Genomic DNA, 20,621 nt, shown 5'->3' with positions numbered 1-20,621 from the left:
AGGAGTTGATACAGGAGAAGCCGGAGGTGTACGTGAAGATGGTCAATGCGTTGTCGCGGATGAGCCGGGGGGCGCTGAACCTGGAACAACTCAAGCAGCGGTTACGGGATCGTTTGGGCAAGGGTGGCAAGCGTCCTTTTTCCCGGGAAACGATTCGGCAGATGGAGGAGGCGTTGAATTTGATGTAGGGAAGGTATGGCCACGAAAAGGCACAAAAAACACAAAAAGGGAGTCGGGAATGACTCGTTACAAATCAACTGGACTGTATGACGCAACCTGCCTGAGGTGGTGAGCAAGGGATCTTGAGTTAACTTGAACTAACCCGAGTTAACTCGAGTTAACGGCACATCTTTTTATTTTTGAATTTTGAAAAGGAATGGCCACGAAAAGGCACAAGATGCACAAACATGAAACCGGATTTTTGCCTGCAGAATGGCGCACTGGTGTTTATGGATGATTGGAGGGAGATTGAGCATGGTATTTGTAAGAACAGTTTTTAATGGTGAGGCGCAGGGGCGGAAGGCAGACCGTCTTCAGGGCCTTTTGGGGTTCGTGTGTAGATGGCTGATGCGGGGTGGTTTGCAAGAGCAGCCGCGAGATTGGCTATCTACTTGCAGAATGGGCTCCTTCATGGGATGCTAGGGTTTGTATTGTCGCTCAGATGTAACACTTTGTATTTAGGGCTGATAGAAGTTATCGACTATGATTCCAGGCACGCAAAATCAGGCAGCAACAGATTCCTTTTGGGAAAAGTTCGAACGGTTGGAGAAGGAAATCAAAAATCCTTCGTGGCTGTTTCCGATTCGGAAGGCAAGCATCGCGCGATTCGCCGAGCTGGGTTTCCCGACATTGAAGGATGAGGATTGGCGCTTCACCAACGTGGGGCCGATCACGAAGCTGCCGTTCAAGCCGGTTTTTACCTATTCGAAGGAGAGCCTGAATGAGGCGGCGATTAATCAATTTGCGTTTACGAGTTTGAAGTCGAGCAAGTTGGTTTTCGTGAATGGGCATTTTTCGAAGGAGCTATCCCACATACTGCCGCAGAAAGATGGAATCAAGGTGGGGAGTCTGGCGGCGGCGTTGGAGGCGGATTCGGCTTTGTTGGAAAAGCATCTGGGACGTTACGTGAAGCCCGAAGGCACGGCGTTCTCGGCGTTGAACACGGCGTTTTTTCATGATGGCGCTTTTATCCATGTGCCGGCGGGCAAGGTGATCGAGGAGCCGGTGCATTTGTTGTTCGTGACGACTTCGAAGGAACCGGGCACAACGGTGCATCCGCGCAATTTGATTATCGCGGAGCGCGGGAGTCAGGCGACGGTCATCGAGAGTTATGTCAGCACGGTGGATGGGCCGTATTTCACGAATGTGGTGAGTGAGATGGTCATTGGTGAAGACGCGGTGGTGGAGCATTGCAAGTTTCAGGACGAGAGTCCGGAGGCGTTTCACATTGCAGCGGTCAATGTGCAACTCGGAAAGGGTTGCAATTTTATTGCTCATTCCATTGCCTTGGGTGCGAAACTTTCGCGCAACAATATCTGGACGAACCTGGATGCGGAACGGGTGGAATGCGTGCTGAATGGTCTTTACCTCACGAAGGACGAGCAGTTGGCGGACAACCATATGATCGTGGAGCATGCGAAACCGCATTGCAACAGCCACGAGTATTACAACGGAATTTTAGCCGGCAAATCGCGGGGAGTTTTTCACGGTCGCATTTTGGTGCGTCCGGATGCGCAGAAGACGGATGCGAAGCAGACCAACAAAAACCTGTTGCTCTCGGATGACGCGACGATTGATACGAAGCCGCAACTGGAAATTTATGCCGATGACGTGAAGTGCACGCACGGCGCGACGGTGGGGCAGTTGAATGAAGAGTCGATTTTTTATCTGCGCGCGCGCGGCATCGGCAAGGAAACGGCGCGGCGGATGTTGATCCATTCCTTTGCCGGCGAAATTATTGCCCGGGTGCGAAATGCGGCGTTGCGTGAGGAATTGGATGCGATCGTTTGGGATCGCCTGGAACAGAATGCTTTGGCTGGTGAGAAGAAATGAATGATGCATGCGCGTGCTTCGGCTCGCGACTGAGATATGTCTGAAGATTTGGATGATTTATATCAGCAAGTGATCCTGGATCACTGCAAATCACCGCGCAATTTCCACACGTTGGAAGGGGCGAATCGCAAGGGCGAAGGTTACAATCCGCTCTGTGGCGATAATTACACCGTCTTTCTGAAAATGAATGGCGATACCGTGGAGGATGCAGCTTTCCAAGGCTCAGGCTGTTGCATTTCCAAGGCTTCGGCATCATTGCTCACCAGCATCATCAAAGGCAAAAGCAAAGCTGAGGTGAAGGAATTGTTCAAGAAGGTGCACACGATGGTGACTACCGGGGAGGTGGATGATGAAGGGGTGGGCAAGTTGGCGGTGTTCGCGGGTGTCCATAAATTTCCAGCGCGCGTCAAATGTGCGATCCTTTCCTGGCACGCAGCAGTGGCCGCAGTGGAGGGTCAGGATGGACCGGTGACGACGGAAAACGAGAACACATAGACAGCTCAAACGTATCCACCAAGACAGGATGCTCCTTTTCGGTTATATTTTTAAATCGATATGAACAGCAACGAACCAGTCACATTGAAGCGCGATTGCGAGGCTTCGGTTATCCCGGTGGGAACGAAGGTTTCCTTGTTGGCCGGCGAGCAAGCCTACATTACTCAATCACTGGGCGGCAGTTACACGGTGATCGTGAATGGCAATATGTTCCGCATCGATGGCAAGGATGCGGATGCCCTGGGATTGGAAGTGGAGGCGCCGACGAGACGCGTCCCGACCTCAACCACCTATGGGCCCATCACGCAGGAAAAGCTGGATACGGAAGTATGGAATCAGTTGCGCAGTTGCTACGACCCGGAAATTCCGGTGAACATTGTCGATCTCGGGCTGGTTTACGATTGCAAGATTGAACCGATTCCCGGCGCGTCAGAAAGCTTTCGAGTGGATGTGAAGATGACTTTAACGGCGCCAGGTTGCGGCATGGGCCCCACCTTGCAAGCGGATGTGCAAAACAAGTTGCTCTCCCTTGAAGGGGTGGATGATGTGAATGTGGAACTGGTGTGGGAGCCGCAATGGAATCAGGGCATGCTCACTGAAGCCGCCAAGCTGCAACTAGGGCTGATGTAATTTTTTCAAGCCGATGATTTCCGAAACCACCATTTCAACTCAGCAGAAAAAGATGATTGATTGGGCCAAACTACGCGCCGATTTTCCCATCCTGGATCAGCAGGTCCATGGGCATCCATTGGTTTATTTGGATAATGCAGCGAGCAGCCAGAAGCCTCGCGCGGTGATCGATTGCCTCTCAAATTATTATGAGAAGGACAATGCGAACGTGCATCGCGGCATACATGAATTGAGCAATCGGGCGACAGCGGCGTTTGAAGCTTCCCGGCAGCGGGTCGCGACGTTCATCAACGCGAAAACCCAGGACGAAATCATTTTCACGCGCGGCACAACGGAAGGCATCAATTTAATTGCTGCTTCCTGGGGCAGCAAAAACATCAAGGCTGGCGATAAGATTTTGCTAACGGAGATGGAGCATCACAGCAACATCGTTCCCTGGCAATTGCTCGCCGAGAAGACTGGCGCGAAGCTGGTCTATATCCCAGTGACAGGCGATGAAGGATTGCTGGACCTCAGCAAGCTGGACCAACTGCTCACGCCTGAAGTGAAGCTTTTTGCCTTCACCCATATTTCCAACACGCTCGGCACGCTAAATCCGGTGGCGGAGTTGTGTGAACGCGCGCGCAAATTGGGTGTGACCACGCTGGTTGACGCTGCGCAGAGCGCCGGACATTTGCCGCTCGATGTTCAATCGCTCGGTTGCGATTTCCTCGTATTCTCAGGACACAAGATTTGCGGGCCAACCGGTATTGGCGTGCTTTGGGGGCGGCAGGAGATTTTGGACAACATGCCACCTTATCACGGTGGCGGTGAAATGATCGTGACGGTTGATTTCTTCAAGAGCACTTTCAAGAAAGCGCCGCATCGGTTTGAAGCTGGCACACCGGACATTTCAGGCGTCATTGCCCTGCATGCCGCGCTGGATTATCTCGATGCGGTTGGCCGTGAAAACATTTTCAAACATGACCAGGAGTTGGCCACCTACTGTTACGATCAGTTGGCGCAGCTTAAGAATGTGCGGTTGTTTGGACCGAAGACCGGTCGCGCCGGATTGGTGAGCTTCCTGCTGGAGGACGTGCACGCGCACGATGTCGTGACCGTGGCCGACCAACGTGGTGTGGCTCTCCGCGGCGGGCATCATTGCAACCAGCCTTTGATGAAGAAACTCGGCATCGCCTCGACTGCGCGGGCGAGTTTTTATTTCTATAATACCCGCGCCGAGGTGGATCGCTTCATCGAGGTGACCCGGGAAATTCAAAAGTTTTTTGGAGCATAAAGTTATGGCTGCAACACCAGAATCCATCGGGCCAAAATCAAACATGGGTGAAGTGCTGGAAGCGTTTCCCGGAGCACAACGCGCGATGTTCCGCCGTTATCACATTGGCGGCTGCAGTAGTTGCGGGTTTCAGATGACTGAGACATTGGAACAGGTTTGCGCCCGCAATAACAATTTGGCAGTGGATGAAGTGTTGGCTCATATCCGGAGCAGTCACGAAGACGATGCCAGGATATTGATTTCGGCGAAGGAATTGGCCGGGCTCTTGAAAAGCGGCACAGAAGTTAAGTTGATTGATATTCGCTCGCGGGAGGAATATGAGGCGACTCATATCGATGGCGCCATTTTGCTTTCACAGCCTGTGATGCAGGAGATTTTGGCAAAGTGGGATCCAAACAAATTATTGGTGCTCATTGATCATGCGGGTAAACAGGGTTTGGACGCTGCCGCGTATTTCACTGGTCATGGTTTAAAAAACGTGCGCTGCCTGCGTGGCGGCATTGATGCCTGGGCTCAGGAAGTGGATGACAATGTTCCACGTTATCAGTTGGCGTAAGGATTCTGTTATGGACAAGGATTTGGAAAAGAGAATTCGTGAAGCGATGCTCAACCCGCAAAACATGGGTGAACTTGCGAACGCCGATAGCGTCGGCACCGTGGGCAATTCCGATTGCGGCGAGATGCTACGCCTGTGGGTGAAATTCAAGGATGACAATGGCAGGAAGGTCATCGACAAAGCCACCTTCCAATCATTTGGTTGTGAGACGGCGATTGCCGTGGCGAGCCTCGCCACAGAGTTGATTCGGGGCAAAACGGCCGAGGAAGCCCTCGCGTTAAAAACCGAAGATTTGGCGGGTGAACTTGGGCCATTGCCGCCCATGAAAATTCATTGTGCGCAACTCGTGGAAGGCGCCCTTCGCTCTGCGCTTGAACCTGGCGAAGAGTTAAAGCCTGCCTCCGCCCCGGCTCCGATGGCCGTTTCTCAAGCCTCAGCCAATTTGGGTGACAGCCTGAAACCCAAGGAAGGTGTTAAGATCGTTTTCCTTAACAAAAAGCAGGATGCCCAATAGCCGCTTTGCAGCCCGGACATCCTGCTGGAGTCTGAAGAAAGTTAGTTCTTAGCTTCGAAAACAATTTTTCCGCCCACCATGGTCATCAAGACTTTGGTGCCACGCACATCGTTCACGGAACATTTCAAGATGTCTCGATCGACGATGATGAGATCCGCAAACTTATCAGCCTCCAATGAGCCTTTTTTAGTCTCCTCAAAATTCAAATAGGCATTGTTGATCGTATAAAAACGGATGGCCTGCTCTCGAGTTAATTTCTCGTCTGGATTGAGGACACGACCACTTTCAGTCATGCGAGCGAGTGTGATCCACATGCCCAGCCAGGGATTCCATGGATTGGCAGCATCAATGGAGTCAAGCTTCACCATATGATCACTGCCTCCGCCGATAATGATGCCTTCGTCAAACCACGTTTTAAAAGGCTGGAAGTTTTCCATGCGTTTTTCACCCAAAGTTCTGAGCAGGCTATCCCCATCCTTATAAAGCCATGCAGGCTGCATGTCGGCGGCCACCCCGAGTCTCTTGCATTTTTCCCAATTCTGGGCTGTCTGAAAATTACCGTGAGTAATCAAAAAGCGCCGCTGCGTAATATTGGTTTTGAACTGAATGGATTGGTATGTGTTTAACAACGCATCCATTGCAGCATCCCCCGCACAATGTGCTGTCAACTGCCACCCACGCTGGGCGGCTTCGAGATAAAGCTCAGTCAGGATTTCCGTGTTGGGATAGAGAATTCCTCGGTAGGCGGCTTCGGTGATCTGATAGGTCGGCCCCACGCCCCATGGCGTACGCATATAAGCGGTGCCGATAAGCATGCCCCCGTCCATGAAGGTTTTGAGCGGCCCAATGCGCACCCAATCGTCTCCCACACCGGTTGGACCATAAGGAAGCTTGTCCGGACCGGCATTGGTGATGGCATCCAGGCGAAGAATCGACTCTTCGATATTAGTGGCGAGTTCGATAACGCGCGTACAATTAATTCGCACCGTCAACTCATTGGATTTGCTGAGACGACGAAACATGTCAATCGCCTCAGGTTCAGTCCGACGCTCGCCAATGCTGGTAATACCCTGTTCGTTGTACAAATGGTACAGATGCTTCAATGCCTCTTGATGTTCTGCAGGCGTGGGCTCTTTCACGGGTGCCGGGAGAGCAAGCAGTTGTGCAGCATTGCGCAGAAGCCCCGTGGGCTTAAGCGTCTTGGGATTCTTCACCACCTCACCCGAAGGAGGATTAGTGGTTGAGCTCGAAATTTTTGACAGTTCCAGGGCCTTGGAATTGGCCATGGATACAGGACCACAATTCCAATACACAGGATTATTGGAAGCCGCCTTGTCCAACTCCACCAAGGTGGGGAGCCGCCCCTCTTTTAAGCGTGTGGGATAAACTCTTTCCAAAATAATCCAACTTCCCGGAGGCTTTTCTTCAGTCTGCTTACGAATATAATGCAGAGCCTCGGCAATGGATTCGAAATTGGGCTGCGTTCCTGCAAATTCACTGACCGATGCCTTGTACGAGTGCACATGGCTGTCGTACAACCCGGGCATGACCGACTTTCCCTTCGCCTCAATGATGCGGGTGTTTGGTCCGGCGTAACGGGCAATTTCCTTGTTTTTGCCCACCGCAAGGATGCGATCACCCTTAACGGCAATTGCCTCTTCGACAGCAAATTTGGAATTTACCGTGACAACCTTGGCATTCTGGATGATGAGGTCGGCAGTCTCGGAGGCCTGGTTCGCTTTGCAAACAGTCGAACCAAGCACTGCACAAGAAAGGGACACTACCGCGAGGATGTTACTCAATTTCATAAATAATACCGGCTTTGCACCGCAGATTTTTGCACACATTCAGAGTCGCAATTCCTTTGAGCATCTTTCAAGCCAATTGATGATTTCAAGCCTTTGCCGCCGCCATTTTGCAGTTTCAATCTCGAATGCCAGGTTTTCGTGATCATTAGACATTTGAATGTATCTTCCAGCTTATGAAGGAACTACGGGTCTTGGAAACCTCCAGCCAACCGGAAACAGCATCGAAAATCCCCAGGGAATTCACAGCGTTCGCCCTGTGCGGCAAGGTGGTTGCCTTGCCGCAGGTGTCGCGATTGGCGCCGCATTCGGCAATATCGTCACCGCCGTTGTGGCGGATTCGTGAAGAAAAAGTGTTGGTGGAAATTCGCGACCTGCTCAAGGCCAAGCGTTAAGCTGGCAAGGACTCAGTCACGACATCAATCAATTGCTGGTTTGTTTGAGCAACTTCCCAAGCTCGGATTTAAGCTCCTGCAAACTGGACCTGGCGCTTTGCTCCTTGATCAAGTTTTTCATCTCATACGAATCGGCTTTCAGATTGTACAGTTCGTCCATGCCTTCCAGCTCTGTATAATGAATGTATTTCCATTGTTCCGTGCGGATTGCCTGCCATGTTGGTGTGCGGGGATACGCCTTTTCCTGAAAATACTCGAATAAAGCTGATTTTCGCCACTCAACAGAGTCCTTGTTGAAAAGAGGCACCAGTGAGCGGCCTTGCATGGACCTCGACACGGGCGCATGGGCCAGCTCCAGCAGGGTCGGAGCTATATCTATATTCAGAACCATCTGATCACGCACAGTGCCTGGTTTGATAAGCTTCGGATAGCGGATCAACAGCGGATCTCGAATCGATTCTTCGTAGGCCCAGCGTTTGTCGCCCAAATGGTGCTCCCCCCAGAAATAGCCGTTGTCACTTGTGAAAATAATAACCGTGTTTTCCAACTGCCTGGATTCCTCCAGCGCCCTCAGCAATTGTCCCACGCCTTCGTCAATGGCCATCAAGGTGCGGAGTTGCTGCCGGACAAGTCTTTCTGGAACCTTCCCCATCGGCCGCTCCGCCTCATCATCAAAGCCAACCTTCTGAGGCTTCTGTCCGTCCTTCGGCCCCTGCTGTTCTTTGCGCGTCAAAACGGGCTTTCCTGCCAGATCGTCATCAATGCTCGGCGGATGTGGTATTTGTTCCTTTGTGTAGAGCTCCTTGTGTCGCTCGGCAGGCGTGAACGGTCCATGAACCGCTTTATGTCCAACGTATAGGCAAAAGGGCTTCTTGTGCTCTTGCTTCACAAATTCCACGGCGCGGGAATTTAGGATGTCGGTAATATAGCCTTCCACCCGAGACACCTTCCCATCAATGTTAAGGTTCGGATTTTCATAAACGCCTTGTCCCTTGAAGGAGAGCCAATGATCAAACCCTGGACGCGGAGTATCATCAGTTCCCATGTGCCATTTTCCAACAAACGAGGTTTCATAACCGGCATCGTGGAGCAGTCGGGGAAACGTCACCAGTTGGTGACTTAACGTGGAATGCTCGCCATTATTGGTGACCCCATTCACATGCGCGTATTGTCCCGTAAGAAAGCTGCCGCGACTGGGTGAACAAAGCGGGAGGGTAACAAAAAAGTTTTTAAACAAAGCTCCTTCCTTCGCAATCCGATCAATGTTGGGAGTCTTTACAAACGGATGTCCCATGCAACCAAAGGCATCCCAACGGATGTCGTCGACCAGAATGAAAACGATGTTGGGCTGGGAATTGGTTTCAGCCGCCCGAATAGGCAAAGTCAATGTCAGCAGCATCGCTGACAGGAGAGATAATACACGTTGTTTCATAGGTGGTTCTTGTAAGACGCGCAGAAGATCAAACAAGGTTACATACTGGTTGTAAAGCAGAGGTGACACCTGAGGCAATTTATGTCTCGAAAAATGACACAGAAGAGGGATTAGCGGTATTTAGTGCCTATGGTCCACTGGCATTACTGATGCTTGTTTCATTCCCATGACAGTCATAGGGGTAGTAATTGCAACAACGATCCTAATGGGTGTTGGACTGATTCTGGAGCTCTGCGCCGTGTTCACGGCGCCTGTGGGTTGAATCAGGACGAGACAGGGTTTCATTCCGGTGTGAAAAAAAGCAACGAAGATTAACATAGGAATCCTTAGGGTAAGCCAGGTTAATTTCCAGGAAGCTTTCACCCCTTGGTGCTTCTGTGACTGTTGTGATTTAAGATGCAAAAGCTGATGGCCCGCCTCCGTTTTAGCGGAGGCGGCAAACCATTAAGTGGAAAAGCCCTTTATTGGGAAATGTCCTGGTGCATAGGCACCAGATCAGCATTCTCAATAGGGGGTTTTCCATGTACCAGCGGTGTACAACCTATCTGCCTGATTTAAGATCAACCATCTTTCTGCCGCTGAAAAGCAAAATGAAAATGGCCAATTGCTCGCTTGGCAACTGGCCCATAATCTTTAGCTCAGCAGTTTATTCCCGTCCCGCTGCGGCGATAAACGGTTTAAGTTCGTGCATCAGTTTCGCGAACAATTCGAGCGACACCTGCTGCACACCATCACTCCAGGCTTCGGCAGGATTTGGGTGCACTTCGATGAGCAATGCATCGGCTCCCATCGCCACTGCCCCCTTGCACATGGCTATGACCAGATCGGCACGCCCAGCACCTTGGCTGGGATCGATGACGATCGGCGCGTGAGATTCCTTCTTAACGATGGGAATGGTGGACAGGTCGAGCGTGTTGCGTGTGTAAGTCTCGAACGTGCGGATGCCGCGCTCGCAGAACATGAGATTCGGATTGTCATTCGAGAGCACGTACTCGCCTGCCAGCAGCCATTCTTCAATTTTCATGGAGAGACCGCGCTTGAGCAATACCGGTTTGCCCGTCTTGGCTGCGGCGATGAGCAATTGGAAATTCTGCGCATTGCGCGCACCGATTTGGATGATATCCGTGAACTCGGCAATCATATCGGCATGGTTTTCGGACAGCAATTCTGTGATGATGCCAAGCCCGGTTTCACGTCGGGCCTTGTCGAGCAGCTTCAACCCCTTCAAACCAAGGCCTTGGAATTCATAGGGGGAAGTGCGGGGCTTGAAGGCACCGCCGCGCAGAATGGTGGCTCCGGCTTTTTTGACCGCATGTGCCGTGGTCATCAACTGCTTTTCGCTCTCGACCGAGCAGGGACCCGCCATTACTTGAAACTTCTTGCCGCCAATGAGATTGCCTCGCACGTTGACGGTTGAATTGGCAGGATGCGCTTCGCGGCTGACTAATTTAAACCGCTTCTGAATGGGAGTAACACTCTCAATGGCTTTCGGGAAACTGTTGGGCAGGCTTTCGAGGGATTGATGGGTTAATTCATCGCCAATCGCGCCAATGACTGTCCGCGCCACCCCGCGCATGATATGTGGCTTGTAGCCAAGCTTTTTGATTTCCTTCAGCACGGCGGCTTCGTCTTTTTTGGAGATGTTGGGTTTCAGGACTACTATCATATTTGTCTTGGGTTTTGCCGGGGTCTCCACAAAAAAACCGCAGGTGGCGACCTGCGGCTGGTTTGGAATTGTTTCAGCAACTAGCGCAGCCGCATACGCCAGCCTTCCGGGCTAAAATAAAACCAGCCCGCGAAGCTGCTCGTAAAGTAGAGACGGCTCGAATTCATCATATCAACCCTACCAGAGCGTTGGATGGCGTCAAGAGTGACATGCGGGCAGGAATCATGCCATTTCTGCCTGTCCCGTGCTTGACCTTTCTCCTCTGTTCCGTAGTATGCGATAAAGTGATTTATCGCATGAGATTTTTTTGCATCTTGACCCTGACCGGGCTGTCGTTCTGCTCCGCCATGTGTCTAAACGCCCGCGCTGAATTGGTAAATGGTATTCGTGCGATCGTCGCAGACTCCATTATCACCTACCAACAGGTGGAATTGTTGGTTGGCCGTGATGCAGATTTTATCCGCCACCAATATCAAAATAATCCTCAAGAATACCAGTTGCGAATGGTCGATTTGATGGGCAAGGGTCTGACAAACCTGATCCAACGAGAACTGGTCCTCCATGATTTTCAAAACTCTGGTTTTAATGTGCCCGAAACCATCATTGATGAGATTGTGCAGGATCGCATCAAAGAGAAGTATTCAGATCGCGTACAACTCACCAAACAACTTCAAAAGGAAGGGCTGACTTTCGAGCAGTTCAAGAAGCAAATTCGTGATGACCTGATTTACCGTGAAATGTATCGGAAGAATGTGCCCGAAACAATCATGTCCCCACATAAGATTGAGACATTTTACCAGGAACACCAGGCTGACTTCAAAGTGGCGGATGAAATCAAAACCAGGATCATTGTGCTGAATAAGCCAGCGGATGACACCGAGGGTTCAACTAAAAAGCGGGCTCAGGAGATCATTTCTCAGCTAAAAAACGGTGCCGCATTCTCCGAAATGGCTTCGGTTTATTCAGAAGGCTCCACCCGCGCACAAGGAGGAGATGCCGGTTGGCAGGAGACCTCGGTTGTTCTGAAGCCGATTGCCGAAGCGGTATCCAAACTTAAGTCCGGGGAATATACCGATGTGATCGAAACCCCCACTGCCTGCTTCCTGGTTTTGCTTGAAGATCGTCGTCCGGCTCACGTAAAACCCTTAAGGGATGTGCAGGATGATATCGAAAGGACCCTCACCGCACAGGAGAATTTCCGTCTTTACAGGAAGTGGATTGATCGCATCGAGAAAAAGACTTTCGTGCGCTTCTTCTTCTAAAATTATCGCTTTGAATTATACTGTAGTGGCAGTTGCCGCCGGGCATTTGCAATGTGGCAATCTGCATAAACAATATGGTTGGCTGGATTGGAATTTGTCTGGGGGATGTCACTGGAATCGGTCCGGAAGTTACCCTCAAGGCGTTGGCCGCCGAAGCCGGAGCGGATGACACCCGGTATTTGCTGATCGGTGATGCAGGACTGCTTCAGAAACTCAATCAAGGCCTTAACCTCAACCTTGATTTTCACCCCTACAGCGGACCTCGCAATGGCGGACGCATCTTCGTTCATGATTTAATGCCAGGAGCCTTGCCGGAAAACTTGAAACCAGGCGCTCCCGAAGCAGCTAATGCGGCGGTCGCCTGGTTGAAAGATGCCACTCAACGGTGCTTGAATCACGAACTCGACGGCATGATTACGGCGCCAGTGAACAAGGAATCCATCATCCGGGCAGGGCATGCTTTCGTCGGACAAACGGAGTTCATATCCAATATGGCTGGTGCGGATCGCAGCGCGATGATGCTGCTCGGGCACGACGATCGCGACCGATGGTTGCGTGTGGTGCTGGCCACCACCCACGTCCCGTTAAAAGCGGTTTCTGAAAAACTGACGCAGGCAAAGGTGGAACTCGCCATCGAACGCGCCGCCCAATCATGCGTGGATCTTGGGCTCCCCCGGGCACGAGTGGCGGTTTGCGGACTAAACCCTCACGCAGGTGAAGGCGGAGAATTGGGCACTGAGGAAATCACCGTGGTGACTCCAGCTGTCGAAGCCTGCAAAAGGAAAAATCTGGATGTCCACGGGCCATTTCCCGCTGACGCTCTTTTCCACTACGTATTCAAGGGCGATTACGATGTCGTGGTCGCCATGTATCACGACCAGGGATTGGTGCCGCTCAAAATGATCGGCTTTGAAAACGGCATTAACTGGACCTTGGGACTGCCGTTCATCCGCACCTCGCCTGATCACGGTACGGCTTACAACATCGCAGGAAGAGGCATCGCCAATCCCTCCAGCATGATTGCCGCCATTCGACTTGCAAAACAGCTTGCCCGCCGGAAGCCTTAGCGTTGCACTTCTCGCGGCAAATCATCCTGCCCGCGTCCATCCTCATTCGCTCCAGAATTTCTAATGGCCTTCCACTGCCATACATGATTAAGTCACCCACTGCGACTCTGGCATGGGTACAAAATTGAAAAATAATTCCCGGCACCTTCTTCAGTGGAGCACCAGTTTTCTCCAGACAGGAAGATGGGCGGCAGGTTTGGTGATGCTGCTTCTTTTGAGCGTAACAACTCAAGGAGCGGATGTGGGGTACTTTGGAGTCATCAAGGGTCAGGCATTTCTTCAAAGCAGCGACGCTTCGGTCGTGCCCGACGGATCATTGAATTCAGTTTTTCAGGCCATCGCTTCACCTGCAGCACCCGGCTATTTAACCAATGCGACCTTCAGAACGCCTGCCTCCACCCTGGTAACGATTCCCAATAGCGCCGGCTTGTTCGCCTTTGAAAAAATATTTAGCTCCGTCACTGCCATGGACGCAGCTTATCCAAATGGCAGTTACACACTCACTCTCGGCACAGTCCATGATGGCACGAAAACGGCCGTCGTTACTCTCACTGCCAATAATTATCCCACCACGCCACACTTCAGCAACTTCACCGCGGCACAAGCTGCAAATCCCAACTTGGATTTCACTTTGAGTTGGTCTCCGCTCCCGGCCAACCTCACTCCTGATTTTCTGCAAGTCCTGGTCCTGGATTGCCGCTCAAACCTCGTTTTTTCCACACCATTTCCTGGATCGACCGGAGCACTTGCCAGCAGTTCTGTCAGCACGATCATTCCCGCACGAACCCTTCGCTCCGGACAGCAATACAACGCCATGATGCTTGTGTTGCGCCCCGTGAATTCGAACACCAATGCCTATCCCGGTGCCGTGGGCGTGGCGGGTTTTTACAAGCAATTGAAAATGCCTCTGGTCACCACGGGAACTTCAGTCGGTTGTCCCAACGGAGATTTTCGCCTGGTTTTCAATTTTCCGCGCGGCTCCTTTGGTAACGGCACCAATGGCATCGTCACCTTTCCACAGGGCCTTAGCAATTACTGCGCATTGTTCACGCTCAATAACAACACCAACCATCCCGCCTCGATTTCTTTCACCGGCCCGGCAGCATCGGGGTTATCCAATTCACTCAACCAAACCACTTTTTCGCTCACCACCAATTCTCTCAGCTATCTGTCTCCTCCGATCAACACCCCAGCATTTCCCACCGGCGGAGTGTTCACCGTCAAATATGCCAATGCCACCAACCGCTTCAACTTGCTCAATCCAAATGCCTCAACTCAACAAATCATTCTTGTCCCCAGCGTCGTGCTGAGCGCTTCAAACGTCTTGAAAAAAATCAACTGGACCTGCAAGAACACCAGCGGCACAACCGTCACTCCGCCCGCCTTCATCAAAGGAATCCAAATTCGAGTTGATGGCTTCACCGGCCCGATTTATTCAGCTGGAGATTTTTCCGGCTCCATCCCTTCCACCACCAACAGCCACACCCTCACCCAAACTATTTTGTGGAGCAACGTCAAGGGCATCCAACTCAGCTTTAACGACACTCCTGGCAATCAATACGCAATCGAATTCGCTCATCTTCACGCCACCGCTCCGTTACTCAACCCAGTTAACTACCTCACAAACGGTTCTTTTCATTTCCGCCTCAGCGGCTCCCCCGGATTTTCCCACATCCTCCTCCGCTCCACCAACCTCACCACTTGGATCCCCTTCCTCACCAACTCAATTCCCGCCTCCGGGTTCCTCGACATCTCCGACCCCACCCAACCCGCCGCGCCCTGCTACTACCGCGCCCAAGTCATTCCCTGATCGCTCCTATACCGAATGCCGAAAGAAATTTCCGAATGGCAGAGGGGATTTTGGTTTGAGGCAAGGCGGAGGCCGCAGGCGCTATCTGAAAGATAACGACCAGGCCGACAACGCCGCCTCAAATCAAAAGCACCCTGTACCCGATGACTAAAGAATTTCCTCTTCCCCAAGGCCATGGCTTTTTCAGTCCCTAGTTTCATCAGGCTTATCGCCTCCTTTCATCCGGTTCTTTTCCCCATTCCGGAAATTAATTTTGGCATTCGGTATAATCCCACCCATCCCAAGCAGGATACTCATCAACCGCTCGATTCCATTTGTTGCCCATCCGCGCATCCGATAAGCTGCTTCTTTGTTTATGTTCAAGCTGTGCCGTTTCGCTCGACTCACTTTTGTCCTGCTGTTGTTTGCAGGTTTCTCCCGCTCCACCCACGCAACTCCCGACCTCCGTTTCGACGTCGTCTGGTTCTGTTGCCCCTGCTATCCCGACAACCACCTCTGCCAAACCCAGTTTGACCACCTCAACTTTTCCAGCCCCAATGGCCATTACCTCGCGATGACCACCGACGCCCATCGCGCCGAAGTCAACGCCGCCGGCAACGTCCTCGCCGGCTACTACAACACCCTCACCGACGGCTGGACCACCAACTCCGCCGCCCAAAAGGCCGCCCTCATCGACGACTACATCACCAGCGGATTCACCACCGGCCCCAAGCCCGCCTATCTCGTCCTGAACGAAATCTCCGCTGGCAACTGGCCCAGCGACGCCACCTACCGCGCCTGGCTCCGCGCTGTCGTTCACACTCTTAATACCACCTACGGTTACACCGTCATTCTCTACAGCCCCTTCCCGAATCCTGCCGCCAACAACGCCGATTGGCAGGCGCTCTCCACCGATTGCTACATCGCCGTCGAAAACTATTTGAGCGGACTCGCCATCAAGAACAACGGCTTCTCCCTCAGTTGGTGCCAAAGCCAATACCAAAGTTCCGTGACCAGCTACGCCAATCGCGGTGTGCCCAAGTCCCGGCTCATGCTCGGTGAACACTTCGGTCAAACCTCCACCGACCTCCCCGACGGCACGACCGTCACCTGGGGCCGCAACACCGCTTCATTTTCCGATTGGGACGCCGCCATCAACGTCCGCAGCCTCGCCGCCCGCAACGTCGGATTCCCCGGCTTCCTCAGTTACGCCTGGTATTCCGATACCATGCTCGCACCCGACCCCGACCTCATCCACTTTGAAGACACCTACGGCAGCAACTCACTCCCCACGAGCAATCCACTCACCCCGCCCTTCATAATCACGCAACCCCAAAGTCAGACCATCGCCCCCGGCGGCATCACGAGCTTCAGCGTTATCACCGCCGGCAACGCTGCGCTCGTGTTCCAATGGAAATTCAACGGTGCCAGAATCCCTGGCGCCACCAACAATTCCCTCACCCTCACCAATATCTCACCCGCGAACGCCGGCCATTACTCAGTCCTCGTCAGCAACACCGTCGGCACCACCAACAGCCTCAACGCCGTTCTCGATGTCAAAATTCCTGACCCACTCGCTGCCGATACCTTTGCTCCCGGCCTCACCCCTTACACCATCGGCTCCAACCTCGTCGGCCAAACCAACTCCTCTGGACGCTACTGGACCGCCGCCGGCCCCGTAGGCGCGAACATCTCCATCCTCTCAACCAACCTCACCATCCCCGGCCTCGCTCCCTCCACCGGCAACGCCATTCTCGTCGGCGCCTCCACCGGTCCCAGCGCCCGCTTTAATCTCACCAACGCCATCACCGCTGGCACGCTCTATTATTCCTTCGCCTTTCAAGTCACCGACCTCGGCCAGCTCAACACCTCCGGTGGATTCTTCGCCGGCTTCAACAACTCACTCGGCTCGCAAGGCACCACCCCCACCGTCATCGGCGCCGGAGTGCAAACCAAACTCGCCGCCAGCGGCTACAACATCGGGCTCAAGAAAGCCAGTTCCGGAAGCCTCTTCGACACCACCACCTACACCACCGGCCAGACCATCTTCGTCGTCGGCAGCTACACCCTCAACACCAACTCCGCCAGCGACGACCTCGCCAACCTTTGGATCAATCCCGATCCAACCACCTTCGGCGCCGGCCTCGCACCCGCCCCCACGCTTTCCACCACCTCTGGCACCGACATCACCGCCAACCAGATCGCCAGCTTCCTCTTCTTCCGCCGTGGCGACGCCAGCGCCACCCTCCAACCCGCCGCATTGATCGCCGACGAACTCCGCATCGGCACCACCTGGGCCAGCGTCACTCCGCCACTCAGCACCGCACTCATCCCCACCCTTTCCGTCACCCAGTTTGGGAACAACATCATCCTCTCCTGGACCACCAACACTCCCGCCTTCACCCTCGAATCAAACACCGCCCTCGACAACACTAACACTTGGACTCCGGTTCAAACCCCCGTCCAAACCTCCGGCAATCAGTTCATCGTCACCAACGCCATCGCCTCCTCCCCCCAGTTCTATCGCCTCCAAAAACAGTAATTCTGTTTTTAACTCCATCTCATAATTCATTCCGCACCCCACCCGCATACGCGCCCCACAATCCCAATCCCACCGCCAGCCTCGTTCTAATTGGTAGGGCGCACCTCTGGAGACTGTCTCAAAACTTGAATGTGTTTTTTGGGGGGAGCGTCCAAGAAAATGATGGCTCACGCGATTGCTCCTGATTACGGACAGCAGTTTATTTTCCCTCCAGCCTTGGAAGACTGGGTGCCCAAGGATCATCCGGCCCGCTTCCTGCGCGAGTTTGTCGACCAGCTCGATTTGTCATTGCTGGGTTTCGTCATGCCTTCAGCCACCGAAGGCCGTCCGCCGTATGCGCCCAGTCTGCTGCTCAAGATCTGGCTCTATGGTTATTTTCACCGCATTCGCTCCACGCGCAAACTGGAGGCAGCCTGCCGGGAGCACTTGTCCCTGCTCTGGCTGACTGGGCTGATTCAACCTGATCACAACAGTCTCTGGCGTTTCTGGCGTGATAACCAAAGGGCATTGCGCGAGATTTTCAAGCAAACCGTGCAGGTGGCCGTGCGAGCTGGCTGCGTCGGTCTGGCGTTGCAGGCTTTGGACGGCACGAAAATCGAAGCCTGCGCCGCCGGCCCCAGCAGTTGGAGCCGCGAATATATGGAAAAACTTTTGAGCGCGCTGGACGAAGCCCTGGCCCATACCGAGCTGGCTATCGTGCAGGAGGAGCGGGCACAACCGGGCTATCGTCTGCCAGCTGGCCTGGCTCTAGCGTCAGGCGTTGCGGGAACAAATCAAAGGCGGTCTGGCGCAACTGGCCGCCGACGGGCGCGCTTACTATCATCCCGTGGAGCCTGAGGCCCGGCGCATGAAGGTGGATGGCAAAAACCGCTTTGCCTATAACGCGCAAGCCCTGGCTGATGAGAAGACGGGCGTCATCGTGGCCTGTGAGGCCACCCGGCAGGAGACGGACGTGGAACAGTTGGTGCCGATGATTGAACAAGGACGTGAAAACGTTGGCATCGCCGCGTTGAACACCCTGACCGTGGCCGACACCGGCTACGGAGCAGGAGCCGATTTGCGGGCAGCGAGTGAAAAAGGTTTAAATGTGCTGGCTCCGCCCATGGAGGGCTCCTCCACGGCGGACCAACCCTACGCCACGCGTTACTTCCACTATGACGCCAAGGAGCGGACGGTCACCTGTCCCCAGGGCAAAAAACTGGATCACGAAGGACACACCACCAACAAAGGCCAGCGCGTTGAGCGTTATCGCTGCCACTGGCGCGATTGCCCGGTGCGGGCGCAGTGCACGCGTGACCCCAAGGGACGGCAACTGGAAGTGCGGCCCCACACGCCCCAGGTGCAGGCGATGCGAGAGCGTCTTCAAGAACCACCGGCCCGGGCACTCTGGAGCCAGCGGGGCCAGATCATTGAGCGCATTTTTGCCCAGATCAAACAACATGAGGGCTTCCGTCGGTGGACTGTGTGGGGACTGGCAGCAGTAAAAACCCAGTGGGCCATGCTGTGCGCAACCCTCAACCTGCGGGTGCTCTATCAAACCTGGCGGACAAAAAGGGGAACCCGGCCGGTGGGTGCACAAATGGCGGCTCGGCTGATGCGGCAACGCAAAAAGTGGGGCTTCGCACTCACAACCGCTACCCGGCATATGGCAGGACGAAGATCACCGTTAGCGTCTTCTACTTTCTTCGCCCGCTCCAACTCGAATCAAGCCTGTGCTAGCTAAAAACTTTTGAGACAGTCTCTCTGCGGGCGCCCAAACCTCGTCACCGATCTGAATCCCTCTCATACCGCGATACGCGTACGCGACCCAAGATCCATGACCTTTACTCATTTTATTTCTGTTCCGCAAAAAGAACCCATCCATTAATCTCCTCCTCAAAATGGGGGACAACTTTTCCATTCACCCACACGTCGGTCGCAAAACGCCAGCCAAAGGCGTCCATTTTTCTCCTACCACTACTAACATGATCTGGGTTACCGTGTGCACGACAAACCGTGAGCCATGGCTGACTCAACACATCGTTCTTGAGCATCTGGAAGTCATATGGCTGCACGAAGCCACCACGTGGCTTGTCAGTGATTATCTCCTCATGCCCGACCACATGCATTTCTTCTGCGCGTCAAGTGATCTTAACGTGACCATCGAAAAATGGATTGGATTCTGGAAGAGCCGTTTCTCAACCGAGATCAAAAATCCAGCATGGCGCTTCCAATCCGGCGGTTTTCACCACCGCATCCGTTCCGGCACCGAGTACCCAGAAAAGTGGAACTACATGATGCAAAACCCCATTCGCAAAAACCTCGTCGACCGTATCGAAGACTGGCCCTGGAAAGGCCGCATCCACGACATCCGCTGGGAATAATTTCCCTAGCCGAAGACAGAAGCAGAACCGCCCTGGCTTCTTAAAGCACTCTGCAACGCCAATCCCACCGCCAGGCATCGTTCTAATCGGTAAGGACGCGTTGCCGCGCGCTCCCTAAAAAGGCCCGCGATTCAATCCAACCCTCACCCGCTCCCGCGAATGCGCCCCACGGCTCCCACTCCCCCCGCCAGGCTCGTTCCAATCGGTAAGGATTGGTGCCCGTCTGGAAAGACCTGCTGCTCGCTCCCTAATAATGCCCGCGATCCGGTTCCACCCTTACCCGCTCCCGCGGATGCGCCCCACGATCTCACTCCCCCCGCCAGGCATCCTTCTCCCGCGGATGCGGCCCATGGCCCCCGATCCCATGCGCCAGCATTCCTAAGCAGCGCGTTGTGCCCCTTCTGGAAAAACCAGCGTCGCTTCTCCGACATCGCCCGCTGACCGCTCCATGCCCCCACCTTCCCATTACACCACATCAAGCGTATCTTGAATTGTTGCACAACAAAGAGAATCACCTATGAACATCAATTTCATCCGCCACTTCCTACTATGGTGCACAGTCATTAACTACTGCATCCTGCTGGTATGGTTCTTCGCCTTGATGTTCGCTCACGACTGCATTTATCGCTTCCACACGAAATGGTTCCGCCTGACACCTGAACAATTCGACACCATCCACTACACCGCCATGGCGGTATACAAAATAGGAATCCTCCTTTTCAACCTTGTCCCATATATTGTGCTTCTCATCATCATACACTGACAACCTGCGCCATA

20 protein-coding genes are annotated in these 20,621 nt (G+C 53.4%); 16 read left to right on the top strand and 4 right to left on the bottom strand.

Going from position 1 to position 20,621, the window contains the following annotated elements:
• The 7 genes from CFLAV_RS35475 to CFLAV_RS08830 all read left to right on the top strand — a co-directional run.
• Positions 1-188, top strand: a 188-nt coding sequence (locus CFLAV_RS35475) for a hypothetical protein (protein WP_007414355.1), incomplete at its 5' end; no start/stop codon positions are given.
• A gap of 514 nt (positions 189-702) precedes the next feature.
• On the top strand, positions 703-2,052 hold the full coding sequence (sufD, locus tag CFLAV_RS08855; RefSeq protein ID WP_007414354.1) for a Fe-S cluster assembly protein SufD: 1,350 nt from the start codon (positions 703-705) through the stop codon (positions 2,050-2,052).
• A 36-nt stretch (positions 2,053-2,088) separates the two neighbouring features.
• On the top strand, positions 2,089-2,547 hold the full coding sequence (gene sufU, locus CFLAV_RS08850) for a Fe-S cluster assembly sulfur transfer protein SufU (RefSeq protein WP_007414353.1): 459 nt from the start codon (positions 2,089-2,091) through the stop codon (positions 2,545-2,547).
• Positions 2,548-2,607: 60 nt separating this feature from the next.
• Complete coding sequence (sufT, locus tag CFLAV_RS08845; RefSeq protein ID WP_007414352.1) at positions 2,608-3,177, top strand: putative Fe-S cluster assembly protein SufT; 570 nt, start codon at positions 2,608-2,610, stop codon at positions 3,175-3,177.
• Positions 3,178-3,190: 13 nt separating this feature from the next.
• Positions 3,191-4,453 (top strand): cysteine desulfurase, encoded by a 1,263-nt coding sequence (locus CFLAV_RS08840; RefSeq protein WP_007414351.1) that lies wholly within the window; start codon positions 3,191-3,193, stop codon positions 4,451-4,453.
• A 4-nt stretch (positions 4,454-4,457) separates the two neighbouring features.
• Positions 4,458-5,009 (top strand): rhodanese-like domain-containing protein, encoded by a 552-nt coding sequence (locus tag CFLAV_RS08835; RefSeq protein ID WP_040547605.1) that lies wholly within the window; start codon positions 4,458-4,460, stop codon positions 5,007-5,009.
• 10 nt (positions 5,010-5,019) lie between these two features.
• Positions 5,020-5,523 (top strand): iron-sulfur cluster scaffold-like protein, encoded by a 504-nt coding sequence (locus CFLAV_RS08830; RefSeq protein ID WP_007414349.1) that lies wholly within the window; start codon positions 5,020-5,022, stop codon positions 5,521-5,523.
• A gap of 41 nt (positions 5,524-5,564) precedes the next feature.
• Here CFLAV_RS08830 and CFLAV_RS08825 read toward each other — a convergent pair whose 3' ends face one another.
• The gene (locus CFLAV_RS08825; RefSeq protein ID WP_007414348.1) at positions 5,565-7,331 is read right to left on the bottom strand and encodes an amidohydrolase; all 1,767 of its coding nucleotides are present in this window, start codon (positions 7,329-7,331) and stop codon (positions 5,565-5,567) included.
• A 173-nt stretch (positions 7,332-7,504) separates the two neighbouring features.
• Here CFLAV_RS08825 and CFLAV_RS08820 point away from each other — a divergent pair, with 173 nt between their 5' ends.
• Positions 7,505-7,723 (top strand): hypothetical protein, encoded by a 219-nt coding sequence (locus tag CFLAV_RS08820; RefSeq protein ID WP_007414347.1) that lies wholly within the window; start codon positions 7,505-7,507, stop codon positions 7,721-7,723.
• 28 nt (positions 7,724-7,751) lie between these two features.
• Here CFLAV_RS08820 and CFLAV_RS08815 read toward each other — a convergent pair whose 3' ends face one another.
• Positions 7,752-9,155 (bottom strand): sulfatase family protein, encoded by a 1,404-nt coding sequence (locus CFLAV_RS08815; RefSeq protein ID WP_083808821.1) that lies wholly within the window; start codon positions 9,153-9,155, stop codon positions 7,752-7,754.
• 646 nt (positions 9,156-9,801) lie between these two features.
• On the bottom strand, positions 9,802-10,821 hold the full coding sequence (aroF, locus tag CFLAV_RS08805) for a 3-deoxy-7-phosphoheptulonate synthase (protein ID WP_007414344.1): 1,020 nt from the start codon (positions 10,819-10,821) through the stop codon (positions 9,802-9,804).
• 296 nt (positions 10,822-11,117) lie between these two features.
• On the opposite strand from aroF, the gene CFLAV_RS08800 reads away from it, so the two are divergent.
• The 7 genes from CFLAV_RS08800 (at position 11,118) to CFLAV_RS08765 (ending at position 19,844) form a co-directional block, all read left to right on the top strand.
• Positions 11,118-12,083: a peptidylprolyl isomerase gene (locus CFLAV_RS08800; RefSeq protein ID WP_160164534.1), complete on the top strand. Its 966-nt coding sequence runs from the start codon at positions 11,118-11,120 to the stop codon at positions 12,081-12,083.
• Positions 12,084-12,157: 74 nt separating this feature from the next.
• The gene (gene pdxA, locus CFLAV_RS08795; protein WP_007414342.1) at positions 12,158-13,150 is read left to right on the top strand and encodes a 4-hydroxythreonine-4-phosphate dehydrogenase PdxA; all 993 of its coding nucleotides are present in this window, start codon (positions 12,158-12,160) and stop codon (positions 13,148-13,150) included.
• 112 nt (positions 13,151-13,262) lie between these two features.
• Complete coding sequence (locus CFLAV_RS08790; RefSeq protein WP_007414341.1) at positions 13,263-14,960, top strand: hypothetical protein; 1,698 nt, start codon at positions 13,263-13,265, stop codon at positions 14,958-14,960.
• Between the two features lie 355 nt (positions 14,961-15,315).
• The gene (locus CFLAV_RS08780; protein ID WP_007414338.1) at positions 15,316-17,481 is read left to right on the top strand and encodes an immunoglobulin domain-containing protein; all 2,166 of its coding nucleotides are present in this window, start codon (positions 15,316-15,318) and stop codon (positions 17,479-17,481) included.
• Positions 17,482-17,640: 159 nt separating this feature from the next.
• Positions 17,641-18,318: a transposase gene (locus CFLAV_RS08775; protein ID WP_160164533.1), complete on the top strand. Its 678-nt coding sequence runs from the start codon at positions 17,641-17,643 to the stop codon at positions 18,316-18,318.
• Positions 18,242-19,204, top strand: coding sequence for a transposase (locus CFLAV_RS08770; RefSeq protein WP_150107512.1), 963 nt, complete (start codon positions 18,242-18,244; stop codon positions 19,202-19,204). The genes CFLAV_RS08775 and CFLAV_RS08770 overlap by 77 nt, the downstream gene beginning before the upstream one ends.
• A 241-nt stretch (positions 19,205-19,445) precedes the next feature.
• A complete protein-coding gene (locus tag CFLAV_RS08765) occupies positions 19,446-19,844 on the top strand; it encodes a transposase (protein WP_040547598.1) in 399 nt (132 codons plus the stop codon).
• A gap of 143 nt (positions 19,845-19,987) precedes the next feature.
• Here CFLAV_RS08765 and CFLAV_RS08760 read toward each other — a convergent pair whose 3' ends face one another.
• Positions 19,988-20,359: a hypothetical protein gene (locus tag CFLAV_RS08760; protein ID WP_040547596.1), complete on the bottom strand. Its 372-nt coding sequence runs from the start codon at positions 20,357-20,359 to the stop codon at positions 19,988-19,990.
• A 2-nt stretch (positions 20,360-20,361) separates the two neighbouring features.
• Here CFLAV_RS08760 and CFLAV_RS08755 point away from each other — a divergent pair, with 2 nt between their 5' ends.
• On the top strand, positions 20,362-20,607 hold the full coding sequence (locus CFLAV_RS08755) for a DUF6868 family protein (protein ID WP_007414333.1): 246 nt from the start codon (positions 20,362-20,364) through the stop codon (positions 20,605-20,607).
• Positions 20,608-20,621: the final 14 nt, after the last annotated feature.

The sequence above is a fragment of the Pedosphaera parvula Ellin514 genome, from assembly GCF_000172555.1.
Taxonomy (GTDB): Bacteria; Verrucomicrobiota; Verrucomicrobiia; order Limisphaerales; family Pedosphaeraceae; genus Pedosphaera.
This window is presented reverse-complemented; position numbering and strand designations above follow the sequence as displayed.